Origin of the sequence: Agrobacterium sp. CCNWLW155, assembly GCF_036888815.1 — a bacterium.
GTDB classification, from domain to species: Bacteria; Pseudomonadota; Alphaproteobacteria; order Rhizobiales; family Rhizobiaceae; genus Agrobacterium; species Agrobacterium radiobacter.
Map to the genome: position 1 here is coordinate 87,685 of NZ_JBAKFW010000011.1, position 23,267 is coordinate 110,951.

Sequence of the window (23,267 nt, forward strand, 5' to 3'; positions counted from 1 at the left end):
ACAAAACGCCGTGCAGCCTTCCGGATGCACGGCGTTTCCATTTATTAAACCGGACCGGGGGTTAGCCGCGGCCGGGTTTGCTTCAGCCATGCGTCAGCCGATCTTCACATTGTCGTCGCGCTTGATGGCGATGAGGGCCGAGCGTGGCAGCTTGCCTTCCCCATCCGGGAAGGGGGCGTCGGGGTGCTGGATGCCGACGAAGTGGGTGCGCTTGTCGCCGGACCAGGTCTGGCCGGTGACTTCGGAACCCTTCGGGGCAGTCAGGAAGCGCTCGATGCGGCCGGTGGCCGGGTCGCCCGCCAGCATCTGGTTGTTGCCCTGGCCGGCGAAGTTGCCTTCATTGCTATCCTCGCCGTCGGTCTGGATCCAGAGCAGACCAGTGCTATCGAACATCATGCCGTCAGGCGAGTTGAACATGTTGCCTTCGTTGATGTTCGAAGAACCCGCATAGGCGTCCTTGTGGACGGTGGGGTTGCCGGCCATGCAGAACAGGTCCCACTTGAACTTGCCGTCCGCATGGTCGTCATTTTCCGGATACCAGCGCACGATCTGGCCGTATTCGTTCTTCTCGCGCGGGTTGGCGGCATTGGTCGCCATGGCATCGCCGCCGGCATTGGCGCGCAGCTTGCCGTCCTTCATTTCGCCGCGGCGGCTGTTGTTGGTCAGCGCGCAATAGGCTTCGATGGCGACCGGGTTGATGGCGACCCATTCCGGGCGGTCCATCGTCGTTGCACCGACCTTGGAAGCGGCCTGTCGGGTGAAGACGCAGATTTCGTCGATCTTCATGCCCGTGGTTTCAGGGGTCAGGGCCAGCCACTCGCCGGCGCCGTCATCGGAGAACTTGGCGACGTAAAGCGTGCCTTCGTCAAGCAGCTTGGAGGTGTCGCCGCCCGGCACGTAGATGCCGTTGGAGACGAATTTATAGAGGAATTCGCCACGCTCGTCGTCACCCATGTAAACAACGACACGGCCGTCACGGGCAATCACCACGGCGGCGTTTTCATGCTTGATGCGGCCAAGCGCGGTGCGCTTGATCGGGGTGGACTTGGCGTCCGAAGGATCGATCTCGACCACATAACCGGCGCGGCGCGGTTCGTTGGGGTTCTTGGCGACGTCGAAACGCTCGTCAAACTTCTCATAGGCATAACGCGTCTCGGCCACGATGCCATAACGCTTGTAATCATCAGGCAGCTTGAAGGTGGCGTCGGTGGTGCCGAAATAGCCGTTGAAGTTCTCTTCGCAGGTGAGGTAGGTGCCCCACGGTGTGCGGCCGGCGCCGCAATTGTTGAAGGTCCCGAGACAGTCGATACCATCAGGGTCGGCGGCGGTCTTGACGAGATCGGAGCCTGCAGCCGGGCCGGAAAGCTTCATTGGTGTGTTGTGGTGGATACGGCGGTTGAAGGGGCTGTCGAGAACGATCTTCCAGCCGTCCTTGTCTTCCGCAACTTCCATGACGGTGACGCCCTGCATGTTCTGCAGGATCTTCACATCGTCGGCCGTCTTCGGGTTGCCTTTTTCAGCGTGCGGCAGGTTGGTTTCCGGGTTCACATATTCGTGGTTGACGGCGATCAGCTGATGGCTGCCGACCACGAAAAGTTCCATACCGTCGGTGTTTTCGCCGAAGACCTTGTCGGAATTTTCAACGCTGACGCCCTTGGCGGGGTCGAGATCGGGAACGTTGGAGAACAGCGGCTGGCCCCATTTCGCCAGCGGCTTCCAGTTATAGCCTTCCGGGACATGGATGGTGTGGTCGGTTGCGGCGGCAACCGGCTTGAACGGGAAACGGCCGGCGACGGCTTCCTGCGCCTCCGCCGAAGTGCTGCTCAACAGGTTGCCGAGCGTGCCCATGGCGGCCGCGGCCGAACCGAAGGCCAGCACGCCGCCGAGAAAGCCGCGGCGGGAAATCGCGGTTTCAACCACGCGGTCGAAATCGGTTTCGGCCGGCGGCGGGTTCTGCAGTTCGTCCCACTCGTCCCAGGACAATTTGCTCGTATCGATGTCGGTCATAGTCTGTCTCCACCGTTCAATGTTTGGAATCATTCCAACAGGCTGCGTACCTTCCGAGTGTTTCACTCGGATGACGGGAAGACGGGTTTAAAATATGATCTTCTCAGTTATGAATCTACTATTTTTCCCTCAATGCGGGAGAAGGATGCGAGTGAGCAGCAGGCCTTCGAAGCGGCAGAAGCGGAAGGGAACCTCCGTTCCGCGGCGCCAGTCTTCGCCGAGGTCGGCCGTCAGGCGCAATGATGCGGAGCCGTTTGCGTCAAAGCCGGATAATTCGGCCGCCTCGAAAAAGAACAGCCGTTTCACTGTCGGATAAAGCGCCTTGAACAGGCTTTCCTTGGCCGAAAAAATCAACCCGGTCATGAAGGGATCGATATCGTTGCCGAGGTTGTGGCGCTCATTCGCGGTCAAGGCCTGCGGGGCGATATCGCGGGCCTCCTCTTCGGTCAGCAGCCTTTCGATATCGATGCCGATGCCGCGAAATCGCTGGGAAGAGCCGGCGAGCGCAATCGCCCGCCCATGGCTGTGGGAAATCGCACCGATGATGCCCTCGGGCCAGATCGGGGCGCGATCCTCACCCATACCGGGAAAGACGGCGTAGCCGGTGAGGCGGCGCGTGGCTTCCGCCGCGCATCTGCGGCCGGCGATGAATTCCGCCTTGCGTCTCTGCGCGGCGTTTAAAAGCTGCGGCGGCAAGGGAGGGACATCGCCGCCGCCGCCTTCTTCGGCGCTGTAACGAAGGGTGAGGCAATGGCAATCGCCGCTGTCGTCCGGCCAAGGCCAGATGGCCTCCGGTGGATCGCCGGAGACGGCTTCGCGATGAAACGCCGTTGCGACGGCCATATTCTTCACCTTCAATCCAACGGCGCGAATTTAAGCCGCAAGCGTGGCGCCGCCATCAACCACGATCTGCTGCATCGTCACATGCCCGGCCTGATCGGAGGCGAGAAACAGCACCGTATCGGCGATATCATCAGGCCTTGCGATCTTGCCGAGCGGAATGCCGAGCTTGAACTGCTCGGGCAGGCCGGCGACCAGCCGTTCCTTGCCGGCGGGATCGCTCAACATGCCGGCAAGCATCGGCGTATCGGTGGAGCCCGGTGAAACGACGTTGCAGCGCACGCCATAGGGTGCAAGCTCAAGGGCGGCGCAATGGCTGAGGCTGACCAGCGCCGCCTTGGAGGCGCAATAGGCCATCATGCCGATGCGCGGCACGACGGCGGCATTGGAGCCGACATTGACGATCGCACCGCGCCGCTGCCGTTTGAAGATGCTGCTCCATTGCCGCAGCATATAAAACGGTCCCGCTGCATTGACGTCCATGCAGGCTTTCCAGTCCGCAGGCGTCAGGCTTTCGCTGTCGCCGAGCCGCAAGATGCCGGCGGCGTTGACCAGGATATCGAGCCCGCCCCATTCGCTTTCGATTGCCTTGCAGGCCTTCTCCACCGCCCTCGCGTCGGTGATGTCGAGTGCGATCTGGCGGAAGGGCGCTTCCGTCGTTCTTGCCAGAAGGTCGAGGCCGATGACCTCGGCCCCTTCCTCGATGAAACGTTCGGCGATGCGGCGGCCGATGCCCTGGGCCGTGCCCGTCACCAGCACACGCCGCCCGGTAAATCTCTGTTGCGTCATCTTTTTCGTCCGCTCAGGCTGCGAGCCGCTTTTCTTCGATCAGCGCCCACCAGGCGGAAAGTGTGGGTACACGCGCAAGCTCGTCAAAACCGACGGTGACACCGCGTTCCTTCAGCTCGCCGGCAAGCTTCATCACCTGCAGCGAATCCAGCCCGTAGAAGATCAGGTTCTCGTCGGGGTCGATATCGCTTTCATCCTCCACCATTTGCAGGACGCGGGCTTTCAGCCATTCGCTGATATCGGTGGCTTCTCCCGCGCCGACAAGGCTTGCGGTGTCGATCACCACGCCGCAGCGTGTCGCCACATATTGCAGCGCCATGCGGTGTTCGGCTTCCGAGAAATCGGCAACGCCGTCACCGATCATGAAGGGCTGAATATCCTTCATGAAGGCTTCCACCGCCGTCATCATGCAGCCGATATGGGCGTAAACGCCACCGACGATGATCTGGTCGCGGCCCCAGCCCTTCATGCGCTCAGTAAGGTCGGAACGCTGGAAGGCGCTGTAGCGCCATTTGGTCAGCACCACGTCGTCAGGCGTCGGGGCGAGCTTATCCACGACCTTCTGCAGTTCGGGGTCGACGACGGTGAGGCCCGGTCCCCACATATCATTGAGGAGCGCACGGTCGCCAGGCGGCTGGTCATGCGGCTGGGCGGTATAGATAACAGGTACGCCGTTCTGAACCGCCCAAGCCTTCACCTTTGCGAGATTGTCGATGAGGGTGGTCATCAGCTTGCCTTCGGCCTCATAAAACCGCAGGAAATAACGCTGCATGTCGTGGATGAGAAGTACGGCGCGTTTCGCATCGGGCTGCCATTTTGTCTTGTTGGCCGGAAAGCTTGCGGCGACCGGCATCGGATAGTCGGAAATGCTGGGGATTGTCATGATGACCTCGGTGGTTTGCTGCGCCAGGGGCGCTTAATCTCGGGTTTCGGGACGCTCTTTTTGAGCGTCCCCCTTTGTTTGTGCCGCGTGTCAGGCGCTGATGGCGGCGGGTGTCACAAGCAGGTCGCGCAGACGTTTCTTGTCGATCTTGCCAACGGCGGTGAGCGGCATGGCCTCGATGAAACGGACGCGATCCGGCAACTTGTAATCGGCGACGCCGAGACCGGCGAGATGCTGGCGGATGGCCGGCGCCTTGAGCGCGGGATTGCGTGAAACGACGAAGACGCAGCTTTTCTCACCTAGAAGCTCGTCGTGCATCGCCACGAGTGCTGCATGGGTGACGTCCGGATGCCGCAGGATAAGGTTTTCGACCTCCTCCGAAGCGACCTTTTCGCCACCGCGATTGATCTGGTCCTTCACCCGGCCGACGACCCGGAGATAACCTTCGGGCGTGCGCTGCACGACATCGCCGGAATAATAGAACCCATCCCTGTCGAAGACCCGGGCGCTATGTTCGGGCGCGCGGTAATAGCCCCGGAACGTATAGGGGCCACGGGTCGCCAGCATGCCGGCTTCGCCCTCGGGCACGTCGTTGCCGTCCTCGTCGACGATGCGGATCTCGTCATCCGGGCTGATCGGCCTCCCTTGCGTGGTGAAAACGATATGGTCGGGATCACCGGCGCGGGTGTAGTTCACCAGCCCTTCCGCCATGCCGAATACCTGCTGCAGGTCGCAGCCCAGCACTTCTGGCACCTGGCGGGCCAGGGCTTCGGCAAAGCTTGCGCCGCCGACCTGCAGGAGCTTGAGGGATTTCAGCCGTTCACGATGGGCGGGTGCAGCCTGCAGCCACAGCGCCACGGCCGGCGGCACCAGCGGCACCATGTCGATCTCGTGTTTTTCGATGAGATCGAAGCAGGCAAGCGGCTCCGGATTGGTGGCCATGACCACGGTGCCGCCGGCGTGGAAAACGCCGAGCGCGCCGGGCGAGCTCATCGGGTAATTATGCGCCACCGGAATGGCGCAAAGGAAACGGGTCTCAGGCGAGAGTTCGCAAATCTCCGCGCTGGCCCGGGCGCTGTAATCATAGTCGTTGTGCGTCCTCGGGATCAGTTTCGGGGTTCCGGTGCTGCCGCCGGAAAGCTGGAACAACGCCACCTCGTCTGACGCCGAAGGGGCGTAGGCGGGCGGGTTTTCGGCGGAATTGGCAAGCATCCGCTCAAGGCTGCGCTGCGGATCCGCTTCGCCGAGCAGCAGGGTCACCGCAAGCTTCGGGGAGACTGCTTTCAGCGTCTCCACAAATGCGTCATCGGCGAAAAGCTCGTGGCTGCGCGAGGCAATCACCAGCTTCGGTGCAATCTGCTCCGCATAGGAGGTCATTTCCAGCCGGCGATGGCTGAAAAGTGCGTTGACGGGGGCTGCGCCGATTTTCATCAGCGCGAAAAAGACGAGATAAAACTCGGCGATGTTAGGCAATTGCACTAGCGCAGTGTCACCTTTGCCAACGCCCGCGGCGGAGAGATGTCCGGCAAGATTGGAGGATTGCCGGTCGAGATCGGCATAGCTGAAGCGGCGGTCGCCGCAGATCAGCGCCGTCGCATCCGGCCGGCGCTCCACCTGTTCGGTGAGGATGCCGCTCAGCGGCCGGTCGGTCCAGTAGCCGCGTTCGCGGTATCGGCGAACGAAATCCTCGGGCCAGCGTTCAAATTCGATTGTCATGGTTCGTTCCTGGGAAAATTAGGCAGAAAGACCGCAGGCGTTCAGCATGGTCTTGAGTTTGGTCTGCACCTCGGCCCATTCGGATTCGGGCTCCGAGGCCTCCACGATGCCGGCGCCGGCGAAGAGCCGCACTGTTTCCCGCTGCACGGTGCCGCAACGGATGGTCACCACCCATTCGCCATTGCCTTCAGAATCCGTCCAGCCGACCATGCCGGTGAAGAGCCCGCGCTCGAAAGGCTCGACGAAGCGGATGAGGCGATGGGCGCGCTCGGTGGGGAAGCCGCAGACGGCCGGTGTGGGGTGCAGCAGGCAAGCAAGCTGCAGCGCATTGGTCTCGGGATCGGCAAGGCGGCCTTCGATACGCGTTGAAAGATGCCAGAGTGCAGCGGTGTTGATGAGGGAGGGTTTTTCAGGAACATCGAGTTCGACGCAGACCGGTGAAAGCAGCGAGCGGATATCCTCGATCACCAGGCTGTGCTCGTAATGGTCCTTTTCGGATGCCGAGAGCCGATCCGCATTGGCTTTGTCCGCCGCCGGATCAACCATGCGTTTTGCGGATCCCGCCAGCGGGTTCGAGATGATTTTCTCGCCCTGCTTGCGGATCAGGAGTTCCGGGCTGACGCCGATCAGGTCGCCGCCATCGGGAAGCGGAATGCGGAACTGGTAACCTTCGCGGTTCTGCTTGGCGAGGCTCGCCAGCAATCTTTCGACATCCACCTCGGAGGCGAAAGTCAGTTCGCGCATGACCGAAAGCACCGCCTTGCGGACTTCGGAATGACGGAAATTGACGATGGCATGCTCGACGGCACGCTTGAAACCGGTCTCGTCCGGCAGGCTGTTCTGACCGATAAGCGCCGGCATGGCCGAATCGGCGACGATCGGCGCGGCATCCCTTGAATTCCATTCATGGTTGTATGGAATATACAGGCATGAAGGTTCACTGACATCGAAGGGGATTGCGCCGATGGCGATGGGGTTCTGCTCGCCGTCCCGGCGCGCACGCTCGAAGGCGCCGGCCAGTGCCTGCTGCAGCGGGCTCGATATGTCTTCGCCGCCACGGGCGGGAATCGCGATCCTTTCGCGAATGCCCCTGGCGCGTAATTGCCCGCTGCCGGAAGTAAACAGAAATTCTCTATTAAATTCAGTAATTTCGTCGGATTCGACGTCATTCGTCCTGAGTGCTCCCGTTTTCATGGGATGCCTCCTGTGCGAGTGGTTGACGATGGCTTATACTTGAGTATGCTAATCATGTTTTGTCAACCGGTTCAAACTCACATGCTAAATTTAACCCCGATGCAGGTGGCCTATTGGGTCGGCCGCGAGGCGGATGGAATACTCGGGAAAGTTACGCCCCATCTTTACCTCGAATTCGAGGGGCAGGCGGTGGATGCGGAAAAACTGGCCGTTGCCGTCGAAAGTCTCTGCCGGCGTCATCCCATGCTGAGCCTCCGTATCGACGCGGAAGGGCGTCAGTCCGTCGATCCTGTCGGCCGGCCGCTCCGCCTTGATGTGGAGGACATGACCGCGCTTGATTCGGAGGCGCTTGCGCGCCGTCTTGAGACGAAACGCGAGAAGTGGAGCCATCGCGGGGCTGATCTTCGTGCTGCCGCACCGGCGGCGATTTCGCTCAGCCTGTTGCCGGAAGGGCGTTGCCGTCTGCATGTGGACACCGATATGCTGGCCATCGATCCGGCCAGCGTGCGGATCGTGATGGAAGACCTTGCCCGCTTCTACGAGACGGCGGCAGGCGTAGACAAAACACAGACGTTCGAATCAGTCCCCCCGTCGTTTTTCGACTGGGCGGAACGGCTTGCGTCCGATCCTGACTTGAGGGGCCGGCGCGAAAGGAACCGTTTATGGTGGCGGCAACGGCTTGCCGATGTTCCGGACGCTCCGCCGCTGCCGTTTCTGCCCGATGACCCCTCGCGCGCCGTTCACACGGACCGGCTCGCCACGCTGCTTTCAGCGGCTGAGCGCGGCAGTCTGGAGCGGACGGCGCGGCGCTGCTCCGTGACGCCATCGACCCTTCTGCTCGGCGTTTTCGCGGTGGCTCTGTCGCAGGCGGCGGGGGCGGAGAAATTCCGGCTTTCCGTGCCGGGTTTCTGGCGCGCGCCGTTGGTGGAAGGGGTCGATGAGATCGTCGGCGAATTTTCCAACGTGCTCGTGCTCGGCGTGGAAATCAGGCCTGAAGAAAGCGTCGAGGCGCTGCTCGGCCGGCTGTTCGATGAAATGAACGGCCTTCTCGCGCACCAGTCCTATCCGGGCGTCAGCGTCATGCGCGATCTTTCCCGCCAGCGCGGTGATTTGCAGACCTCGCCGGTAGTCTTTACCGCCGGAGTCGATCTTCCGGGCGGAGAGCTGTTTTCGGAACGCGTCGGGCGGTTGTTCGGCCCGATGGTCCACACCGTCTCGCAGGGGCCGGGCGTCGCGCTGGATGCGCAGGTGGCGGCTGTGGATGGCGGCCTGCTGATCAACTGGGACGTGCGGCTCGATGCGCTGCCGGAGAGCTGGCTGCGCGCTTTGTTCGAAACCTACGTCGCTCTTCTCCGCCGGCTCGCGGAAAGCCCCGATCTTACTTCTGCAAGGGTGAAGCGATTGGTCGCACGGCAGCCGGAAGCGGCAGCCGAGGCAAAAGGAAAACCCATGGAACGTCCACTCTCACCCCTGCAACAGGCCTATCTGCTCGGGCGCGGCACCCATCTGCCGCTCAGCGGTGTGGCGATGCAGGAGTTCCGCGAATATCGCGGCAATATCGACCCGGAACTGTTGCAGTCGCGCCTTGCCGCAATGGTCGGGAGACATGAAAGCCTGCGTACCCGCATCGATGAGCGGCGTCTGGTGCAGATCGTCTCCGACGAGCCGAAGATCAATCTCGATCGTGTCGATCTTTCGGCCCTGTCTGTTCCGGAAGCCGAGGCAAGGATCGAGGCGGCGCAACGGGATTTTTCCCATGCACATTTCGATCTCGCAGCCTCGCCATGGCAGGTCACGATCTTCCATATGCCGGATACCGGGACGGCGGGGCATAAAGTTGTCGTCTTCCTGCGTTTCGACGCGCTTATCCTTGATGGGCGGGCCATTGCCAGCCTTGCGGCGGAACTCTTCGATGGCGTCCTGCCGCCAGAAACCGCCGCCACGATCGGAACGCCGAAGGAGGACATCGCGGCGGCCCGCGCCGGGGACGCTGCCTATTGGGCGGACAAGCTGAAAGATGCCGAGGTGCCCTCGCAACTGCCGTGGAAAGCACCGCTCGAAACCATTCCCGCATCGCGTTACAGCCGCCAGAGCCTGCTCGTCGAAAAGCAGCGCTTCATCGCCTTTTCGCGGATCGGCGCGAAAGAGCGGCTGTTCAAGAATTCGGCGCTGACGGCGGTGATCCTCGATGTGCTCTCACTCTGGCTCAATGAGGGCGCTCTTGTCGTCGGCATTCCCGTTGCGCCGCAGGTGGAAGGGGCCTTCGCCAACCGCTCGAGCTTCATCGCCGTCCAATGGGATGCAGCCAAGGGCAGCTTTGCGGAGCGGGCGGCAGGCCTGCAGACGGATGTGCTTGATGGGCTGAACCATCTGGCTTTTTCGGGCATCGATCTCAATCGCGTGCTTCTGAATGCCAATCCGGGCGGGCTTGCTTTGCCCGTCGTGATTACCAACGGCCTTACCTGGCCGACGCTCTCACCCGAATCGGAGATGCGATGGGTGGGTGGGCTTACGCAGACGCCGCAGGTGGCGATGGATTTCCGCTTTTCGCAGAATCCGCAGGGCGATCTTGTCCTCGATATAGACTATGCGGAGCAGGCGATCGATGCGGCGATGGTGGCGGATATTCTCGCAGCCATCGAGCGTGCGATTGCCGGGATCGCGGATAGCGGCGCTTTCTCCTTCAATAGACGCGATATTGTCGACCTGTCCCATTACAGGCTGAATGGTGACGAGCGCAGCTTCGTCTGCCCGCCATTTCTGGAGCGGATTGCCGGCCATCTTTTCGAGGGTGACCCAGCACGCACGGCACTTGTCAGCGGGAAACGGCGCATCGCTTATGGCGAACTCGGTCAGATGGTGGCAGGGGCGATGGCGGGCCTCAAGGCGCGCGGCATCGGCCGGGGCGATGTCGTGGCCGTATGCCTGCCGCGCAGTCCCGAACATACGGCCATCACGCTCGCCGCAGCATTTATGGGAGCGGTCTGGGCGCCGGTCGATGCCGGCTCGCCGGAAGATCGCCTGCGCTACCTGCTGACCAATTGCCGCCCGGCCGTCATCGTCGCCCGCAGCGTCCCGCAAGGTTTCGACGCTGTCGATCCGGCGGAGCTTCTGTCCGTGCCCGCACCGGCTGGTGCGCCAGTTACCATGGCTGACGTAGCAGCACTCTCCGGAAGCGAGGAGCCTGCCTATTATCTCTACACGTCGGGCACGACAGGCAAACCGAAATGCGTCGTGCTTTCCAACCGCGCCACGGCCAATGTCATCGGCAGCACGCTTGCGGAATGGGCGGTGACGGAGGGTGACGTGTTCATGTCAGTCACCCCGCTGCATCACGACATGTCCGTCTTCGATGTTTTCGGCGCGCTTGTCGCCGGGGCGACGCTGGTGCTGCCGGAACCCGGCGAGGAAAAGGATGCGGTGCGCTGGAATGAGTTGGTGGCTGAACATGGCGTCACGCTCTGGTGCTCGGTGCCGGCCATCCTCGAAATGCTTCTCTCCTGCCGCCGTGGTGACCAGCTCTCTTCGCTCCGGCTCGTGGCGCAGGGCGGCGATTACATCAAGCCCGTGATTATCGAAGAGCTTCGCAGGCTGAAGTCCGATCTGCGGCTGATATCGCTCGGCGGGCCGACGGAAACGACGATCTGGAGCATCTGGCACGAGATCGTTGCGGAAGATATCGCGGCCGTGCCCTATGGCCACCCGCTGCCCGCCAATCGATATTTCGTCCTTAACGATCAGGGCGAGCATTGCCCGGCCGGTGTCGTTGGCCGCATCCACACGGCGGGCGTGAATGTGGCGATCGGCTATCTCGAAGATGGCGCGATTACCCAGACGGATTTCGTGACGGTCAACGATCCCGAGGGAAAGCCGGTGCGCGCCTTCCGCACCGGAGACCGTGGCCGCTACCGGCCGGATGGCAAGATCATGTTTGCAAGCCGCGTCAATGGCTACGTCAAGGTGCGCGGCGTGCGCGTTTCGCTGCCGGATGTGGAAAACGAGCTGATCCGCCATCCTTCCATCCAGCGCGTTCTGGTGGTGGATTACGGTGTCGAGCAAAAGGGCGAGGCGGCCATCGGTGTGCTCTACGTCGTTTCGTCCGGCCTCGAGCTCTCCACCGCCGATCTGCGCAATTTTGCCCGGGGCCATCTGCCGGAATCGCATGTGCCCGGCCGGTTTCTCAAGGTCGACGATCTGCCGCTCTCGGCCAATGGCAAGCCGGATCGCCGTCGCGCCCGCGAATTGCTGACCGGCGCGACGGGTGGTGTGGAACCGGCAAAAATCTCCGCCCCTGTGGCTCCCGCCGCCGATCAGGGCGACCGCCGGGTGCTGGATATCTATCTTGGCGTGCTGGGTAAAAAACCGGCGAATGTGGATGCGAACAGCGACCTGCTGGCGCTCGGTCTTTTGCCTTCGCATCTGAAGATCGTTTCGGCTGAAATCCGCACTGCCTTCGGCGTGGAACTGACGCCGCAGCAGCTTCTGCGGTGCCGCAATGCCAGACAGGTGACCTCGCTTTTGGCCGCCCGGGCGGCGTGAACCCAAATCATTTCGGGCGGGATTTCGCGCCCGATAACAGGAATTGTTCAAGGAAAAACAGATGGCGCATATCGATCCTGCCGGCGACTGGCTTCCACTGACGCAGCCGCAACTCGATTTCTGGGAGGAGTTTTCCTTCCATCCCGACGAGCCGGTTTCCACCGTCGCCCATTACATCGATCTTTCCGGTGCGGTGAACGAAAGCGCGCTCCTTCAGGCAATTACACGCACCGTGCGCGAGTCCGAAGTCCTGTCGATCCGTTTTCGTATCGGCGACGATGGCGAGACACCGCAGCAATGCTGCGATCCAAGCCATGCCCCGGTGGTGGAACTAATCGACCTGCGCACCAGTCCCGCTCCCCTGGAAGAGGCGCTGCGGCGCATGAACGCGGATGTGGAAGCAAGGCTCGATCTCAGAACCGACAGGCTCTCTGCGCAGCTGCTCTATCGCATCGCGGATGACCGCTATCTCTGGTACATCCGCGCCCATCATATCGTCGTGGATGGTTATGGCCTGACGCTGGTCGAGCAGCGCTGCGGACAGCTTTACGGGCACTATTGCGGCAAGGGCGAAGCGGGTCCGGATTTCCACCCCTTCGGTGATTTCCTTGCCGAAGAGGATGCCTATAAGCAAAGCCGGCGTTTCGAGAAGGACCGTGATTTCTGGGCGGCCTATCTCGCCGCACCCGCCGATCTGCCGGTGCTGGACAAGGATTGCGAGGACTATGGCGGCGGCGGCCTGCATGCCGATGCGGCCTTGCCGCAGGGGTTCAGCACGCGGTTGCAGCAGGTGGCGGGTGCAATGGAGATCGGCTGGCCGGATCTTCTGGTGCTGCTCTCAGGCCTTTATCTCCACCGTGTCCTGCCGCGTCTGGATCGCAATGTGCTGACCTTGTGGCTGCCTTTCATGAGCCGCTGGGGCAGCGTCGGCGCGCATATGCCGGCGATGCTTGTCAATATCCTCCCCTTCCATCTCACCATCGAGTCGGGCGAGAGCCTCGGTGCATTTCTGAGGCGCAACGCCACCAATCTGCGCAAGCAGCGTCTGCATGGCCGCTACCGCATCGAGCAGATCGCCGCCGATCGGGAAATCCCTAAGGGCCGGCGCTTCTTCTTCTCGCCGCTCATCAATGTCCTTCCCTTCAGCGCACCGGTCTTTGCCGGGCTCGTCGTTATCAGGCACATTCTTGCCAATGGTCCCGGCGACGGGTTCAATCTTACCTTCCGCGGCGAAGATGACGGCAGCGAACTGAACCTGCATATCGATGCGGATTCGGCGCTGACGCAAGAGGAGGATTTCGCCCGCTACCGTGAGGAACTGCCATTGTTCCTCGATGCCATGCTGCGCGAGGAGGCGCTGACGCTTGCGGCGGCGGAGGCGTCCACGGCATTCCGTCTGGCGGTCTGAGGGGGGACTGTGGGCGGATGCCAGGCCGGCTTCGGGGTGTGAGGCTGGACATGCGTTATCGATAATGACGAAAAATCCGTGTTCCGTCATGCCGGACTAGATCCGGCATCCAGCCACGGCGCGTCTGCGCCGTGAAAGGACTTTTTGGCGATCAGGACTTGATCGCACTGGACCCCGGACCACGCCCGGGGTAACGGCGTGCGGATGCAGGGCGCGCGCCAATACATTCTCAGCAGCACTCATAGGTAAAAATAACCCGGCTCCGCCAGGCGAAGCCGGATTTTCCTTGCCCAAGTCCGGTTCAGGCGAGTGTCGTCAGCACGCGGCTCGAAGCGCCGGCTTCGGCAAAACGGCTGAAGACACCGCTGGTGGTGTTGCGCAGCCGCTCGACATCGTCAGGGCCGTAACGATCGGAGCGATAGCTCATCAGCACGCGAATGGAGCGCTCGCCGCCTATCGTCTCTTCCATCACCTCGAATTGCAGTCCCAGCATGGATTCGTGCTTGTCAGGGTCGATCTGGCGGAACTCCACCGGCTTGCCATCCGGCCCGGCGAGGGTGCCGTTCAGCTTGTTCTTGGCGTGGATCTGGATGAAGACCTCGAACAGATGATCACGGCCCGGCGTCATGCCCAGCGCTTCCTCGACGAGATCGATCGGGATTTCGCTGTGTTCCAGCGAACCGTTGATGGTGTTCTTCACCGAAGAAATCAGTTCGCCGATGGTCATGGTCTCGCCGAAACGCACACGATGGGCGACGACAGTGGTGAAATAACCGATCGTATCGAAATAACCGCTGTCCGTGCGGCCCGAAGCCGAGGTGCCGACCACAAGATCGCTCAATCCGCCGAGATGGCGCAGCGATGCGGCAATTGCGGCATAGACCACGTTGAACAGCGAGGCGCTGTTCTGCCTGGCAATGGCGTAAAGCCCGTCGCTGACATGTTTTTCCAGCTTGAACTCGATCCAGCCGCCTGCCGGGGCTTCATCCTGCGACGCCTCGTGCGGCGTGCCATCCTGTCCGTTGAGGGTAAGGCCTTTCGGCGCATCCCGCAGCATGTCCGTCCAGTAGGCAAGATGGCCGGCATTCACACCTGACGCGACCTGTTTTCTCGCAAATTCATGGAAGGGCGCCGGCCTGGTCGCAAAGACCGGGGCCTTGCCCGCAGCCCTTGCCCTGTAGGCCTCGGTCAGCTCGTCCATCATCAGGTTCACCGACCATTCGTCCAGCACGATGTGATGGAAGAGGAAGGAAAGCACCTGGCGGCCGGTCTGCGCATCCCGCAGGAAGCGTAGGCGCATCGGCAGTTCACGCGCAAGATCGAATCGCCAGCCGGCCTCCGCGTGCCGGTCGACACCTTGGCTTTCCTCGCTGGTCCAGAACCATTTGTAACCGGGCAGATCATGCATCGGCACGATCTTCTGCAGAACCGTATCGTTTTCGACGTAGAAATGGGTCCGCAGGCCGGGATGGCGCTCGATGATATCGAGGAAGGCACATTCGAAGGCATTCTCATCCACGGGATCGCGGAAATCGAGCGCGAAGGGAATGTTGAAGATTTCGCCGAAACCGAAGGCGGCATAGGCCTTCCAGAGCGACATCTGCGCCAGCGAGAGCGGCGCAGTCAGAGAGCCGTTCGCCGTAGCCTCGGCCTGCGCAGGTGCGGCGGTTTCAAGCCGGGTCGCCTGTTTTGCGAGCGAGGCGGCGGTCGGGTAGCTGAAGAGATCGTTGAAGCGCAGCTCGATGCCGTGATTGGCGAGAAGACGCCCGATGATACGGGTGGCGATCAGCGAATGGCCGCCGAAATCGAAGAAATCGTCATCCGGTCCCATGTCGGGCGAGACGAGCGCTTCACGGAATTCGGTAAGGATTGTCGCGGCGGTGTCGTCGTTCTGACCGGAAGCGGCGGGCGAAAGGGCTGCCTGTTCCGATGCTGCCGCGGCGTTTTGAGGGACGATGCCGGAAAAATCCGCGCCGCCTTCAAGATGGCTGACGAAGCGCTCCAGCAGGAAGGCCGTCGCATGTGGCGATGTCTCCTTGCCACCCGTCAGTTCTAGGCGGATATCGCCAGTTGAGGTCGGACCGGTAGCAAGGGTCAGGCCGAGACCGGATTGCAGGGAGGGCAGGGGCAGGTGCTCAAACTGGAGGCCATGCTCCGATATGGCCTGAACGGGTGTCGCAAGCGCCTGCAGCGTGAAGGTGGCCGTTCCACCTTCATTGTCGTTTCGCTGTTCCAGCCCCGCCAGCACGGCCTTTTCAGCCTGTTCGGGCGATTGGCCGCGGGAGATCGCTACCCGTGCTGCGGCTTCAGCTGAAATCGGCATGGCAACGCCGGGCTGCAGGCGCAGGGTTACGGTCTCTGGACCACCGTTTTTTGTGAGGAAAAGGGCGAAACGCGAGCCGGCGCGGGCGAGAAGCGCATTCCCCGCCGTGGAACTGTTGAGGCCGAGCAGGGGTGCGGGAAGATCGACACCGTGGCTGTGGCTCGCCGGCCTGTCGATCCCGTTTTGCCGCAGCGCCACGACGGTCGAGCCGGAGGCCGGCCGTTGCAGCCAGCTGAGCGGAAGTGGGTCGACGCTGCCGTTTTCGACCGCGCGCGGCGAAAGCGGCTTTGGCGTCTCACCGGCATAGGCCGCCGTGATACCTTCCAGCAGGATCTGTGGCGAGAGGACTTCGCGGAGCAAGCCGTGGACCAGAAATGCCAGCAGGATTTCTCCTTCGCTCAAAAGCACGACGGCCTGAAACGGCGGGTCGGTTTCGGCATCGAAGGGTCTTGCCTGGAGGGCGTGCAGCAAGGTGAGGGCCTCGTCTGCCGAGGGAACATGCAGCAATTGCACGATGGATGCGGACGGGGCTTCGATGCTCTTGGCAAGAGTGCCGTCCTCGCCGAAGGCAAAGCGCGCACGCAGCTCGGGCCAGACCTCGCAAACCGTCTTCAGCGCCGAGGTCAGGCGCAGCAGATCGCATTCTTCACCGATGCGATAGGCGAGAAGCTGCCGGAAGACCTGATCAGGATCCTGAAACTGCTCGAACCAGACCCGTTCTTCGTATTGGCTCGGCGGGGCTGCGTTTCCCTTGTCGAAGGTTTCTTCGATGCGACGTGCGAGCACACGTGTATTGTCTGCTGCCATGGTCCTCTCCTTGGAAATATTCGGCGGCCGCCCTGGGAAAGCGGCTGATCTTTCTCGCGGGATCAATGTCCCGCGCGCGACCGTTCGATGAGCGCCTGCCAGGCGGCAAGCGTGGGCTGCCGGGCCAGATCGTCATAATCGAGCCGCGTCCCGGCAAGCTGTGAAAGCGGCGGCATCAGGCGCATGAGGGCAAGCGAATGAAGCCCGCGGCCGAACAGGTTGTCCCCCGGTTCGATATCGCGCACCTCATCATCCAGAACCCTGGCGAGAAGGGCCTTGAGTTCCGTCATCATCGTTTTCGCTTCCAGCATGGCACCCGCCGCGATTACCGGTTCATTCATCGAAATGATCGTGAACGCCGCTGGCGCCGCGACGCCAGTAACCGGAAGCGCGAGTCCATTTGGGGTTGGCGCCGAACTCCTCGACCAGAAGGGCGCGAACCTCCTTTGCGGTCCTCGATTCGCAGGCGACCCAGCTGAAGAAGTCGCCCTTCGGCAGCTCCAGCTTGCGCAGCGCGCCCGCCAATGCATCGTGATCGGTTCCGTTTTCCGTCTTTTGCGTTACCCAGACAATCGAGGCGTCCGCCTTCGTCGTAAGTTCCAGCCGATCCGCATCCGTCTCGACCTCGATCAGCGCCACGACACGGGTACCCTCGGGCATTTCCTCCAGCCGCCGCGCCAGCGCGGGAAGGCCGGTATCGTCGGTAATCAGCAGATGCCAGTCATAGGTGAAGGGAACGGTGAAGGAGCCGCGTGGACCGGCGATCCATGCCTTGTCACCCACCTTTGCGGCTTTCGCCCAGTTGCTGGCGGGGCCGTCATGATGGGTGGCGAAATCGATGGCGAGTTCGCCTTTTTCGGCATCGAAGCTGCGCGGCGTGTAGTCGCGCGCCAGCGGGCGCGGCGCGCCTTCCGGGAATTCAATGCCGTTCGGGCCGATCACCGGCAGGCTCGGTTCGGTTTCGCCGGGCTGGGGGAAGAACATCTTGACGTGGTCGTCAAAACCGAGGCTCGCAAAGCCCTCCAGTTCCGGTCCGGTCAGGACGATGCGGACCATGGACCGGCTGAGCTTTTCGACGCGCGCGACATTGAGCGCGCGCAGCGCGACGGCGTGGCGATGGCGTTTGGGAGTGCGATCCGGTGTTGCGGAACCTATCGTTTCTGGCATGCTCATGCTGTTGTCTTTCCTGGGATATTGCCGATGGGGTCGGCGGTGTCGCAGTCCCGGATCGGCGGGCCGGACAATCGCGCGTCGGGATTTTTCCGGCACGCGATCCGGCGTCGTTGCGTCAAGATGCGCGAACCATAACAGGCGGTTTCCGCTGTCGCAATATAACTTTCTTCAAAAACTCAAGTTTATATCGCTGCGGATTCAAACTGCATTGCCGCCGACTGATCAGCGGCGACCGGCCCAGCTTTCGACCTCGTCCAACGTGTGCAAGGCGCTCGGAATGGAAGGCGTCGTGACCCTGGTGGAATCGAGGAAGACGATCCTTTTCTCGCGCGCCGGTTTTACGAAACGCTCCCAGCCGGGAATGATCTTTTCAAGTGCAGCGCGCGTTCCTGCCTCGCCGCGGACGGGGCTGGTATAGCTGTTCATCACGACAAGCAGATCGGGATTGAGCTTGCCGAAGGCATCGGCGCTGAGCGGCATCACCAGGGTCGAGCCCATTCCGCCCGAAGAGGCGGCGCTGTCGATTTTCAGCCGGGCATATCCCAGATCCTCCAGCGCCTGCACCGCGCCGGACATGTCGCCCACCGCATTGATCTGGTCGGTCAGCAGGATCGCCAGATAGGTCTTGCCTTTCGCCTCTTCGCCCAGCGCCTTTTTGACCGCGGCAAGCCTGGTGTCATAGGTCTTATGGCGCTCGGCGTAGACGTCGCTTCGCCCGACCAGAGCGGCAAGATCCTCCTCCACGCTGAAGCCATAGGCTTTGCCGGCGCTTGCCTTTTGCAGATAGACGGGTGCGACGGTGGAAAGCTGCGCGGCCTTGCCACTGTCCATTTCGGTGGCAACGATCAGGTCCGGTTGCAGCGCCCGCAGCTTTTCAAGGTCGATCTGGCCGACGGCGCCGAAACCTTTCGGTTTTGCGTGGCCTTCACCCAGAACCGTATCGATGAAATCGACGGCGGTTGCGAATTTGCCGTCGCTGTTGCGGCCATAGGCGCCGACCACATTGGCGCCGAGATCCATCAGCGGCACTCCCAAGAGCGGCTCGTGCATGACGACGATGCGTCGCGGCTTTTCCGGAACGGAGACGCTGCGGCCGGCGGCATCGGTTACACTGCGCTCGGCGGCGAGGCTTGTTCCGGCGGCCAGAATGGCGGCGATGAGGATGGCAATTCGCATGGCATTCCCTTTATTCGATATCTTCAGTGGCTGTTGGTTCTGCGCAGCGCCTGCAGGCGCAGCGTGAGGATGAAAAGCGGCACGCCGATCAGCGTCAGCGCAAGGCCGATCGGCATCGGCGTATCGGCCACCAGCCCGCGCGACAGCGTATCGGCGGTTACCACCAGAATACCGCCGGTGAGACCCGAGAGGAAAAGTCTGGCGCGGCCGACTGCCGGCGAAACGAAGGTGGCGAGATGTGGGGCGATGACGCCGAGAAAAGTCAAAGGACCGACAGCCGTGACGGAAGCGGCGCTGAGGATCACCGCAAAAACAATGACGAGCGGGCGCGAATGCCTGACCGTTTCGCCAAGCGCCATGGCCATTTCATTGCCGAGATCGAAAACGGCGAGCGCCCGGCCGATGAGAAAAATACCCAAAAGACTTGCACCGAAGAGGGGCGCGAAAACGAGGATGGTCGGCCAGCTTGCCTGAAACAGCGAACCCGCCATCCAGTCCGCCAGGGCCAGCGAGGTTTCGGCCGGCGTATAGAGCAGAAGCACCGATGAGACGGAGGAAAGCGCTGATTCGATTGCGATCCCCATCAGCAATATGGCTAGACCGCTCGAGCGTTCGCGCCCGACGAGCGCGATGAGAAGAAAGGCCACGGCAAGACCGCCGCCGATAGCCGCAAGCGCCACCAGGGTCTTGGCGGCGGCCGGCACCAGCACCAGAAGCAGCATGATGGTGGTCATTGACCCCTGGCTCAGTCCGAAGAGCCCGGGATCGGCCAGCGGATTGCGGGCGACGGATTGCAGCATCGCGCCTGCCAGCGCCACGCTCCAGCCGGCCATGAAACCGAGCAGGATGCGCGGCAGCCGCACCGTCCACAGCGCATAGGCCTGATCGTCGCTGAGATGCCCGCCGGCGAGGCCGCGGAGTAGATCGATGAGGCCGGTTTCGGTATTGCCGAGGCTGGCGGACAGGGCGGCGAGCACCAGCACCAGCGCAATCAAGACAAGGCCGGCTTTCAGATTGCCGATGCCGATCTGCAGGCCGCTTGGCAGCCGCAGCACCGCTTTGCCGTCGGTGGCGAAATGCCGCTTCATGAAAGCCCCCTTGCCGAGGGCGAAAGATAGAAGCGTTTGACGATGACGATGAAAACGAGGCCTCCAAGCAGGTCCATGAACAGCCCGGTATTGACCACATAGGGCGCAAACAGGGTTTGCGCGCCAAGATCGGCCAGCACGCAGAGGCCTGCCCCGACAAGGGCGGACGCCGGCAAGGCGAACGTGAAATTCACACCCACCAGCGGCCTGATCATATGCGGCACGATGAGGCCGACGAAACCGATCGGGCCGCAGATCGCCACCGCCGAGCCTGAGGCCAGCATGGTGGCAAAAAGCGCGATCCGGGAAATGCGCGTGACATTCACACCGGCGGAAGCGGCCTTTTCCGCGCCCAGCAGAACAAGCGTCAGCGGCCGGGCGACCGCCCACAATATCACCAGCGCAATGGCGCCGATCCACCAGAAATCGAACAGGCGCTCGGCATAGACGTGGTTGATATTGCCACCCACCCAGCTCAGGAATTCGGCGCGCCGCGTGGGGTTGGAGAGAAGCAGGGCATTCGTCACGCCGATCAGCAGCATCGAAACCAGCGCGCCGGAAAGGATGAGCGACAGGCCGCGCGGATCGTTTGATCGTCCGGCGAGGCGCGCGACGAAAAAGCAGGCGGCAAAGCCGAAACCGGCGCCCGCGAGCGCCACAAGCCCCTGCACCTCGGGAGAGAAATCGAACACCAGTGCGCCGGCGATCACAAAAAGCGTCGCCCCGGCATTCAGCCCCAGCGTGGAGGGCGAGGCGAGGGGATTGCGGACAAGCCCCTGCAGCACGCAGCCGCTGACGGCGGTGGTGGCGCCCACATAAATCGCAATCAGCGACCGCGGGATTTGCTGATAGAGAAGCACCGACTGCTGATAGGTATCGGCCTCGCCACGCCAGAGCGTCGCCGCGATTTCGGCAAGCGGCATCTCGGCAGCCATCACCACCAGATTGAAGATGAGGATGGCGGCCAGCAGCAGCGCGGCGGCAAAAATCAGCGTTATTTTAGAGGTCATGCCGGAATGGCCTGTTCCTGCCGCTCCAGCCGGGGCACGCAGATGAGCCGTCCCTGACGGGAGAAGATATCGGCTTCGAGATCGAAGACCTCGGCGACATTGGCTGATGTGACCGTACTCGTCACCGGCCCGGACGCCAGAACCCGCCCGGCCTTCAGCATGATGACATCATCGGCGAAAGTGGCGGCGAGGTTGAGATCGTGCAGCACGACGATAACCGTCTTGCCGTGCCTGTCGCTCAGTTCGCGCACGAGGCCGAGAACGGCATATTGGTACTTCATGTCGAGATGGTTGACCGGCTCGTCCATCAGGATCACGTCCGTGTCCTGCGCCAGCACCATGGCGATGAAGGCGCGCTGGCGCTGGCCGCCGGACAGCGTGTTGACCTGTGCTTTCGCCTTGTCTTCCAGCCCGACGGTCTTCAGCGCCTCGGCAAAAAGCGCCCGGTCGCGTTCGGTCGGGCCGCCTGCAAGACCGTAACGGGCGTAACCGGCAAGCTCGATCAGCTCGCCAAGCGTCATATAGTCAGGGCAATGGCATTCCTGCGGCAGATAGGCGATGCGGCGGGCGAGGTCCCGGCGTCCGATCTCGCCGATCAAACGCTCGCCCAGGCTTATCCTGCCTGATGACAAAGGCAGGAAACCCATGATGGTCTTCAACAGCGTCGACTTGCCGCAGCCATTGGGGCCGACCAGCGCGGTAACGCGACCGGCTCGGAAGCGGGCGGACAGTCCTCTCAAGACGGGAACATGGCCATAACTGGCGTGAAGGTCCGTGGCGTCAAGCACCGGATACAACTCCTGTTATTCATGCGGCCATGCGTCGAGACGCCGCGCGGCCGTTATAACTATTTGAATTTAAACATCGAACTAGCAGAAAACGTGTTTCTTTCCGGCAAGGGCGATGGTGTGGTCTTGAAGCGACACTAAACTATAGTAAAACTCTCCACAAATCGAAATTTGCCGATTCAGGGCGTGAATTTCTTACCGGTTATTTCAGTCGAGGTGCATCATGTCAGTCGCGACCAAGCTTCATGTCGGCATGTCGCTGGCCCCAACCTGGCTCAGCGGCGAGGCGTGGCGGCGTGCCGACAGCGGTATAAACGGGGTGTTTTCCAGCGATTATTTCGTCGATCTGGCGCAGCGTGCGGAGGCCGCGCATGTGGATTTCGTGTTCAGGCCGGATACGCTTTTCCTGCGCACCGAGGGGCTGGAAACCGGCGGCGGATTTGCCAGCATGGACCCAACCATGCTTCTTTCCGCCATCGCCCGGGAAACCAGCCATGTCGGCCTGTTATCCACCGTATCGACCACGTTTCTGCCGCCCTATGTGGTCGCCCGCCAGATACAGTCGCTGAACTGGCTGAGCAGCGGCAGGGCGGGGTGGAACATCGTTACGGCGCTGGAGGGGCACGAAAATTTCGGCCTGAGAGAGATGCCTTCACCGCAGGAGCGCTATGAGCGCGCCGCCGAATTCACGCAGGTCGTACAGCAGCTCTGGGCGAGTTTTCCAAACGAAGCTCTTAAACTCGACAGGGAAAGCGGGCGGTTCGCCGATTCCTCGCTGGTGCATCCGGTCGCGCATGAGGGCAGGCATTTCAGTGTCAAAGGCCCGCTCAACCTGCCGGCCCATGCCAGCCGTATTCCGCTGGTGCAGGCGGGCGCTTCGCCCGAAGGCCGTGATTTCGCCTCGTCGGTGGCGGACGCCGTCTTTGCCTCAACGCCGGATATGCAGGCTGCCATCGAGCTCCGGGCGGATTTGCGGCGGCGTGCTGAGGGCCATGGCCGCAACCCCGACGGTGTGAAGCTGATGCCGGGCCTCAGCCTTTATCTGGCGGATAGCGGCAAGGAGGCGCTGGAGCTCTTTGCGGAAACCCATGCCCGCGCCAACCGCGGCCGCGCCGTTGCCTCCATCCGCGATATGACCGGCCTCGATCTTTCGGACTGGCCATTGCAGCGGGTCGTGACTGCATCTGACCTGCCGCCGCCACCGGAGACACCGAGAAGCCGTACCCACGCAAATCTGCTGCGCCGGCTGATCGAACGGGAGACGCTGAGCGTCGCCGATTTGCTGCGACGGCCAGAGGTGATGGGTTCCGGCCATTGGCAGATCATCGGCACGGTTGACGATGCTTTCGAGACCATCCGCGAATGGGCGGCGGCCGGCGCCTGTGACGGTTTTGTCGCGGTGCCCGGCGGTTCGGTGGCATCCATGCGGCTGGTGCTGGAGCGGTTGCTGCCGAAACTCGCCGATGCCGGGCTGTTCCGCACGGCCTATTCCGGCTGCACCTTCGCGGAACATCTGGCCGAATAGG

16 protein-coding genes are annotated in these 23,267 nt (G+C 62.1%); 3 read left to right on the forward strand and 13 right to left on the reverse strand.

The window, feature by feature from the left end; genetic code table 11:
* Window positions 1-93: 93 nt before the first annotated feature.
* From V6S97_RS23950 to V6S97_RS23975, 6 genes are all read right to left on the reverse strand, one after another.
* Entirely contained in the window at window positions 94-2,007 is a 1,914-nt protein-coding gene (locus V6S97_RS23950) for a PhoX family protein (RefSeq protein ID WP_112495134.1), read from the reverse strand.
* A gap of 129 nt (window positions 2,008-2,136) precedes the next feature.
* A complete protein-coding gene (locus tag V6S97_RS23955; RefSeq protein WP_020809022.1) occupies window positions 2,137-2,850 on the reverse strand; it encodes a 4'-phosphopantetheinyl transferase family protein in 714 nt (237 codons plus the stop codon).
* Between the two features lie 30 nt (window positions 2,851-2,880).
* Window positions 2,881-3,636, reverse strand: coding sequence for a 2,3-dihydro-2,3-dihydroxybenzoate dehydrogenase (gene dhbA / locus V6S97_RS23960; RefSeq protein ID WP_020809021.1), 756 nt, complete (start codon window positions 3,634-3,636; stop codon window positions 2,881-2,883).
* Between the two features lie 13 nt (window positions 3,637-3,649).
* On the reverse strand, window positions 3,650-4,519 hold the full coding sequence (locus tag V6S97_RS23965; RefSeq protein ID WP_020809020.1) for an isochorismatase: 870 nt from the start codon (window positions 4,517-4,519) through the stop codon (window positions 3,650-3,652).
* A 90-nt stretch (window positions 4,520-4,609) separates the two neighbouring features.
* Window positions 4,610-6,235 carry a (2,3-dihydroxybenzoyl)adenylate synthase gene (locus V6S97_RS23970; RefSeq protein ID WP_334427818.1) on the reverse strand — a complete coding sequence of 542 codons (1,626 nt, stop codon included), beginning with the start codon at window positions 6,233-6,235 and terminating at the stop codon, window positions 4,610-4,612.
* A gap of 18 nt (window positions 6,236-6,253) precedes the next feature.
* Entirely contained in the window at window positions 6,254-7,429 is a 1,176-nt protein-coding gene (locus V6S97_RS23975) for an isochorismate synthase (protein WP_020809018.1), read from the reverse strand.
* Between the two features lie 81 nt (window positions 7,430-7,510).
* Between V6S97_RS23975 and V6S97_RS23980 the strand changes: the two genes are divergently transcribed.
* Window positions 7,511-11,968: an amino acid adenylation domain-containing protein gene (locus V6S97_RS23980; RefSeq protein WP_334427819.1), complete on the forward strand. Its 4,458-nt coding sequence runs from the start codon at window positions 7,511-7,513 to the stop codon at window positions 11,966-11,968.
* A gap of 61 nt (window positions 11,969-12,029) precedes the next feature.
* Complete coding sequence (locus tag V6S97_RS23985; RefSeq protein ID WP_334427820.1) at window positions 12,030-13,376, forward strand: condensation domain-containing protein; 1,347 nt, start codon at window positions 12,030-12,032, stop codon at window positions 13,374-13,376.
* 301 nt (window positions 13,377-13,677) lie between these two features.
* On the opposite strand, the gene V6S97_RS23990 is transcribed toward V6S97_RS23985, so the two are convergent.
* From V6S97_RS23990 to V6S97_RS24020, 7 genes are all read right to left on the reverse strand, one after another.
* Window positions 13,678-16,506 (reverse strand): condensation domain-containing protein, encoded by a 2,829-nt coding sequence (locus V6S97_RS23990; RefSeq protein ID WP_111821091.1) that lies wholly within the window; start codon window positions 16,504-16,506, stop codon window positions 13,678-13,680.
* Between the two features lie 62 nt (window positions 16,507-16,568).
* On the reverse strand, window positions 16,569-16,847 hold the full coding sequence (locus tag V6S97_RS23995) for a phosphopantetheine-binding protein (protein WP_020809014.1): 279 nt from the start codon (window positions 16,845-16,847) through the stop codon (window positions 16,569-16,571).
* Window positions 16,840-17,679 (reverse strand): siderophore-interacting protein, encoded by an 840-nt coding sequence (locus V6S97_RS24000; RefSeq protein WP_020809013.1) that lies wholly within the window; start codon window positions 17,677-17,679, stop codon window positions 16,840-16,842. Before V6S97_RS24000 ends, V6S97_RS23995 begins: the two co-directional genes overlap by 8 nt.
* A 222-nt stretch (window positions 17,680-17,901) precedes the next feature.
* A complete protein-coding gene (locus V6S97_RS24005; protein WP_020809012.1) occupies window positions 17,902-18,855 on the reverse strand; it encodes an ABC transporter substrate-binding protein in 954 nt (317 codons plus the stop codon).
* A gap of 23 nt (window positions 18,856-18,878) precedes the next feature.
* Window positions 18,879-19,943 carry a FecCD family ABC transporter permease gene (locus tag V6S97_RS24010; protein ID WP_020809011.1) on the reverse strand — a complete coding sequence of 355 codons (1,065 nt, stop codon included), beginning with the start codon at window positions 19,941-19,943 and terminating at the stop codon, window positions 18,879-18,881.
* Window positions 19,940-20,953, reverse strand: a complete 1,014-nt coding sequence (locus V6S97_RS24015; RefSeq protein WP_334427822.1) for a FecCD family ABC transporter permease — start codon at window positions 20,951-20,953, stop codon at window positions 19,940-19,942. Before V6S97_RS24015 ends, V6S97_RS24010 begins: the two co-directional genes overlap by 4 nt.
* On the reverse strand, window positions 20,950-21,750 hold the full coding sequence (locus tag V6S97_RS24020; protein WP_020809009.1) for an ABC transporter ATP-binding protein: 801 nt from the start codon (window positions 21,748-21,750) through the stop codon (window positions 20,950-20,952). The genes V6S97_RS24015 and V6S97_RS24020 overlap by 4 nt, the downstream gene beginning before the upstream one ends.
* 214 nt (window positions 21,751-21,964) lie before the next feature.
* On the opposite strand from V6S97_RS24020, the gene V6S97_RS24025 reads away from it, so the two are divergent.
* Window positions 21,965-23,266: an NtaA/DmoA family FMN-dependent monooxygenase gene (locus V6S97_RS24025; RefSeq protein ID WP_020809008.1), complete on the forward strand. Its 1,302-nt coding sequence runs from the start codon at window positions 21,965-21,967 to the stop codon at window positions 23,264-23,266.
* Window position 23,267: the final 1 nt, after the last annotated feature.

Bases quoted from the DNA above. Each gene is read 5' to 3' on its own strand.
- V6S97_RS24015 (WP_334427822.1), bottom strand. From the start codon at position 20,953: ATGACCTCTAAAATAACGCTGATTTTTGCCGCCGCGCTGCTGCTGGCC.
- V6S97_RS23950 (WP_112495134.1), bottom strand. From the start codon at position 2,007: ATGACCGACATCGATACGAGCAAATTGTCCTGGGACGAGTGGGACGAA.
- V6S97_RS24025 (WP_020809008.1), top strand. From the start codon at position 21,965: ATGTCAGTCGCGACCAAGCTTCATGTCGGCATGTCGCTGGCCCCAACC.
- V6S97_RS23965 (WP_020809020.1), bottom strand. From the start codon at position 4,519: ATGACAATCCCCAGCATTTCCGACTATCCGATGCCGGTCGCCGCAAGC.
- V6S97_RS23990 (WP_111821091.1), bottom strand. From the start codon at position 16,506: ATGGCAGCAGACAATACACGTGTGCTCGCACGTCGCATCGAAGAAACC.
- V6S97_RS23970 (WP_334427818.1), bottom strand. From the start codon at position 6,235: ATGACAATCGAATTTGAACGCTGGCCCGAGGATTTCGTTCGCCGATAC.
- V6S97_RS23980 (WP_334427819.1), top strand. From the start codon at position 7,511: ATGCTAAATTTAACCCCGATGCAGGTGGCCTATTGGGTCGGCCGCGAG.
- V6S97_RS24010 (WP_020809011.1), bottom strand. From the start codon at position 19,943: ATGAAGCGGCATTTCGCCACCGACGGCAAAGCGGTGCTGCGGCTGCCA.
- V6S97_RS23985 (WP_334427820.1), top strand. From the start codon at position 12,030: ATGGCGCATATCGATCCTGCCGGCGACTGGCTTCCACTGACGCAGCCG.
- dhbA (WP_020809021.1), bottom strand. From the start codon at position 3,636: ATGACGCAACAGAGATTTACCGGGCGGCGTGTGCTGGTGACGGGCACG.
- V6S97_RS23975 (WP_020809018.1), bottom strand. From the start codon at position 7,429: ATGAAAACGGGAGCACTCAGGACGAATGACGTCGAATCCGACGAAATT.
- V6S97_RS24005 (WP_020809012.1), bottom strand. From the start codon at position 18,855: ATGCGAATTGCCATCCTCATCGCCGCCATTCTGGCCGCCGGAACAAGC.
- V6S97_RS24000 (WP_020809013.1), bottom strand. From the start codon at position 17,679: ATGAGCATGCCAGAAACGATAGGTTCCGCAACACCGGATCGCACTCCC.
- V6S97_RS23955 (WP_020809022.1), bottom strand. From the start codon at position 2,850: ATGGCCGTCGCAACGGCGTTTCATCGCGAAGCCGTCTCCGGCGATCCA.
- V6S97_RS23995 (WP_020809014.1), bottom strand. From the start codon at position 16,847: ATGAATGAACCGGTAATCGCGGCGGGTGCCATGCTGGAAGCGAAAACG.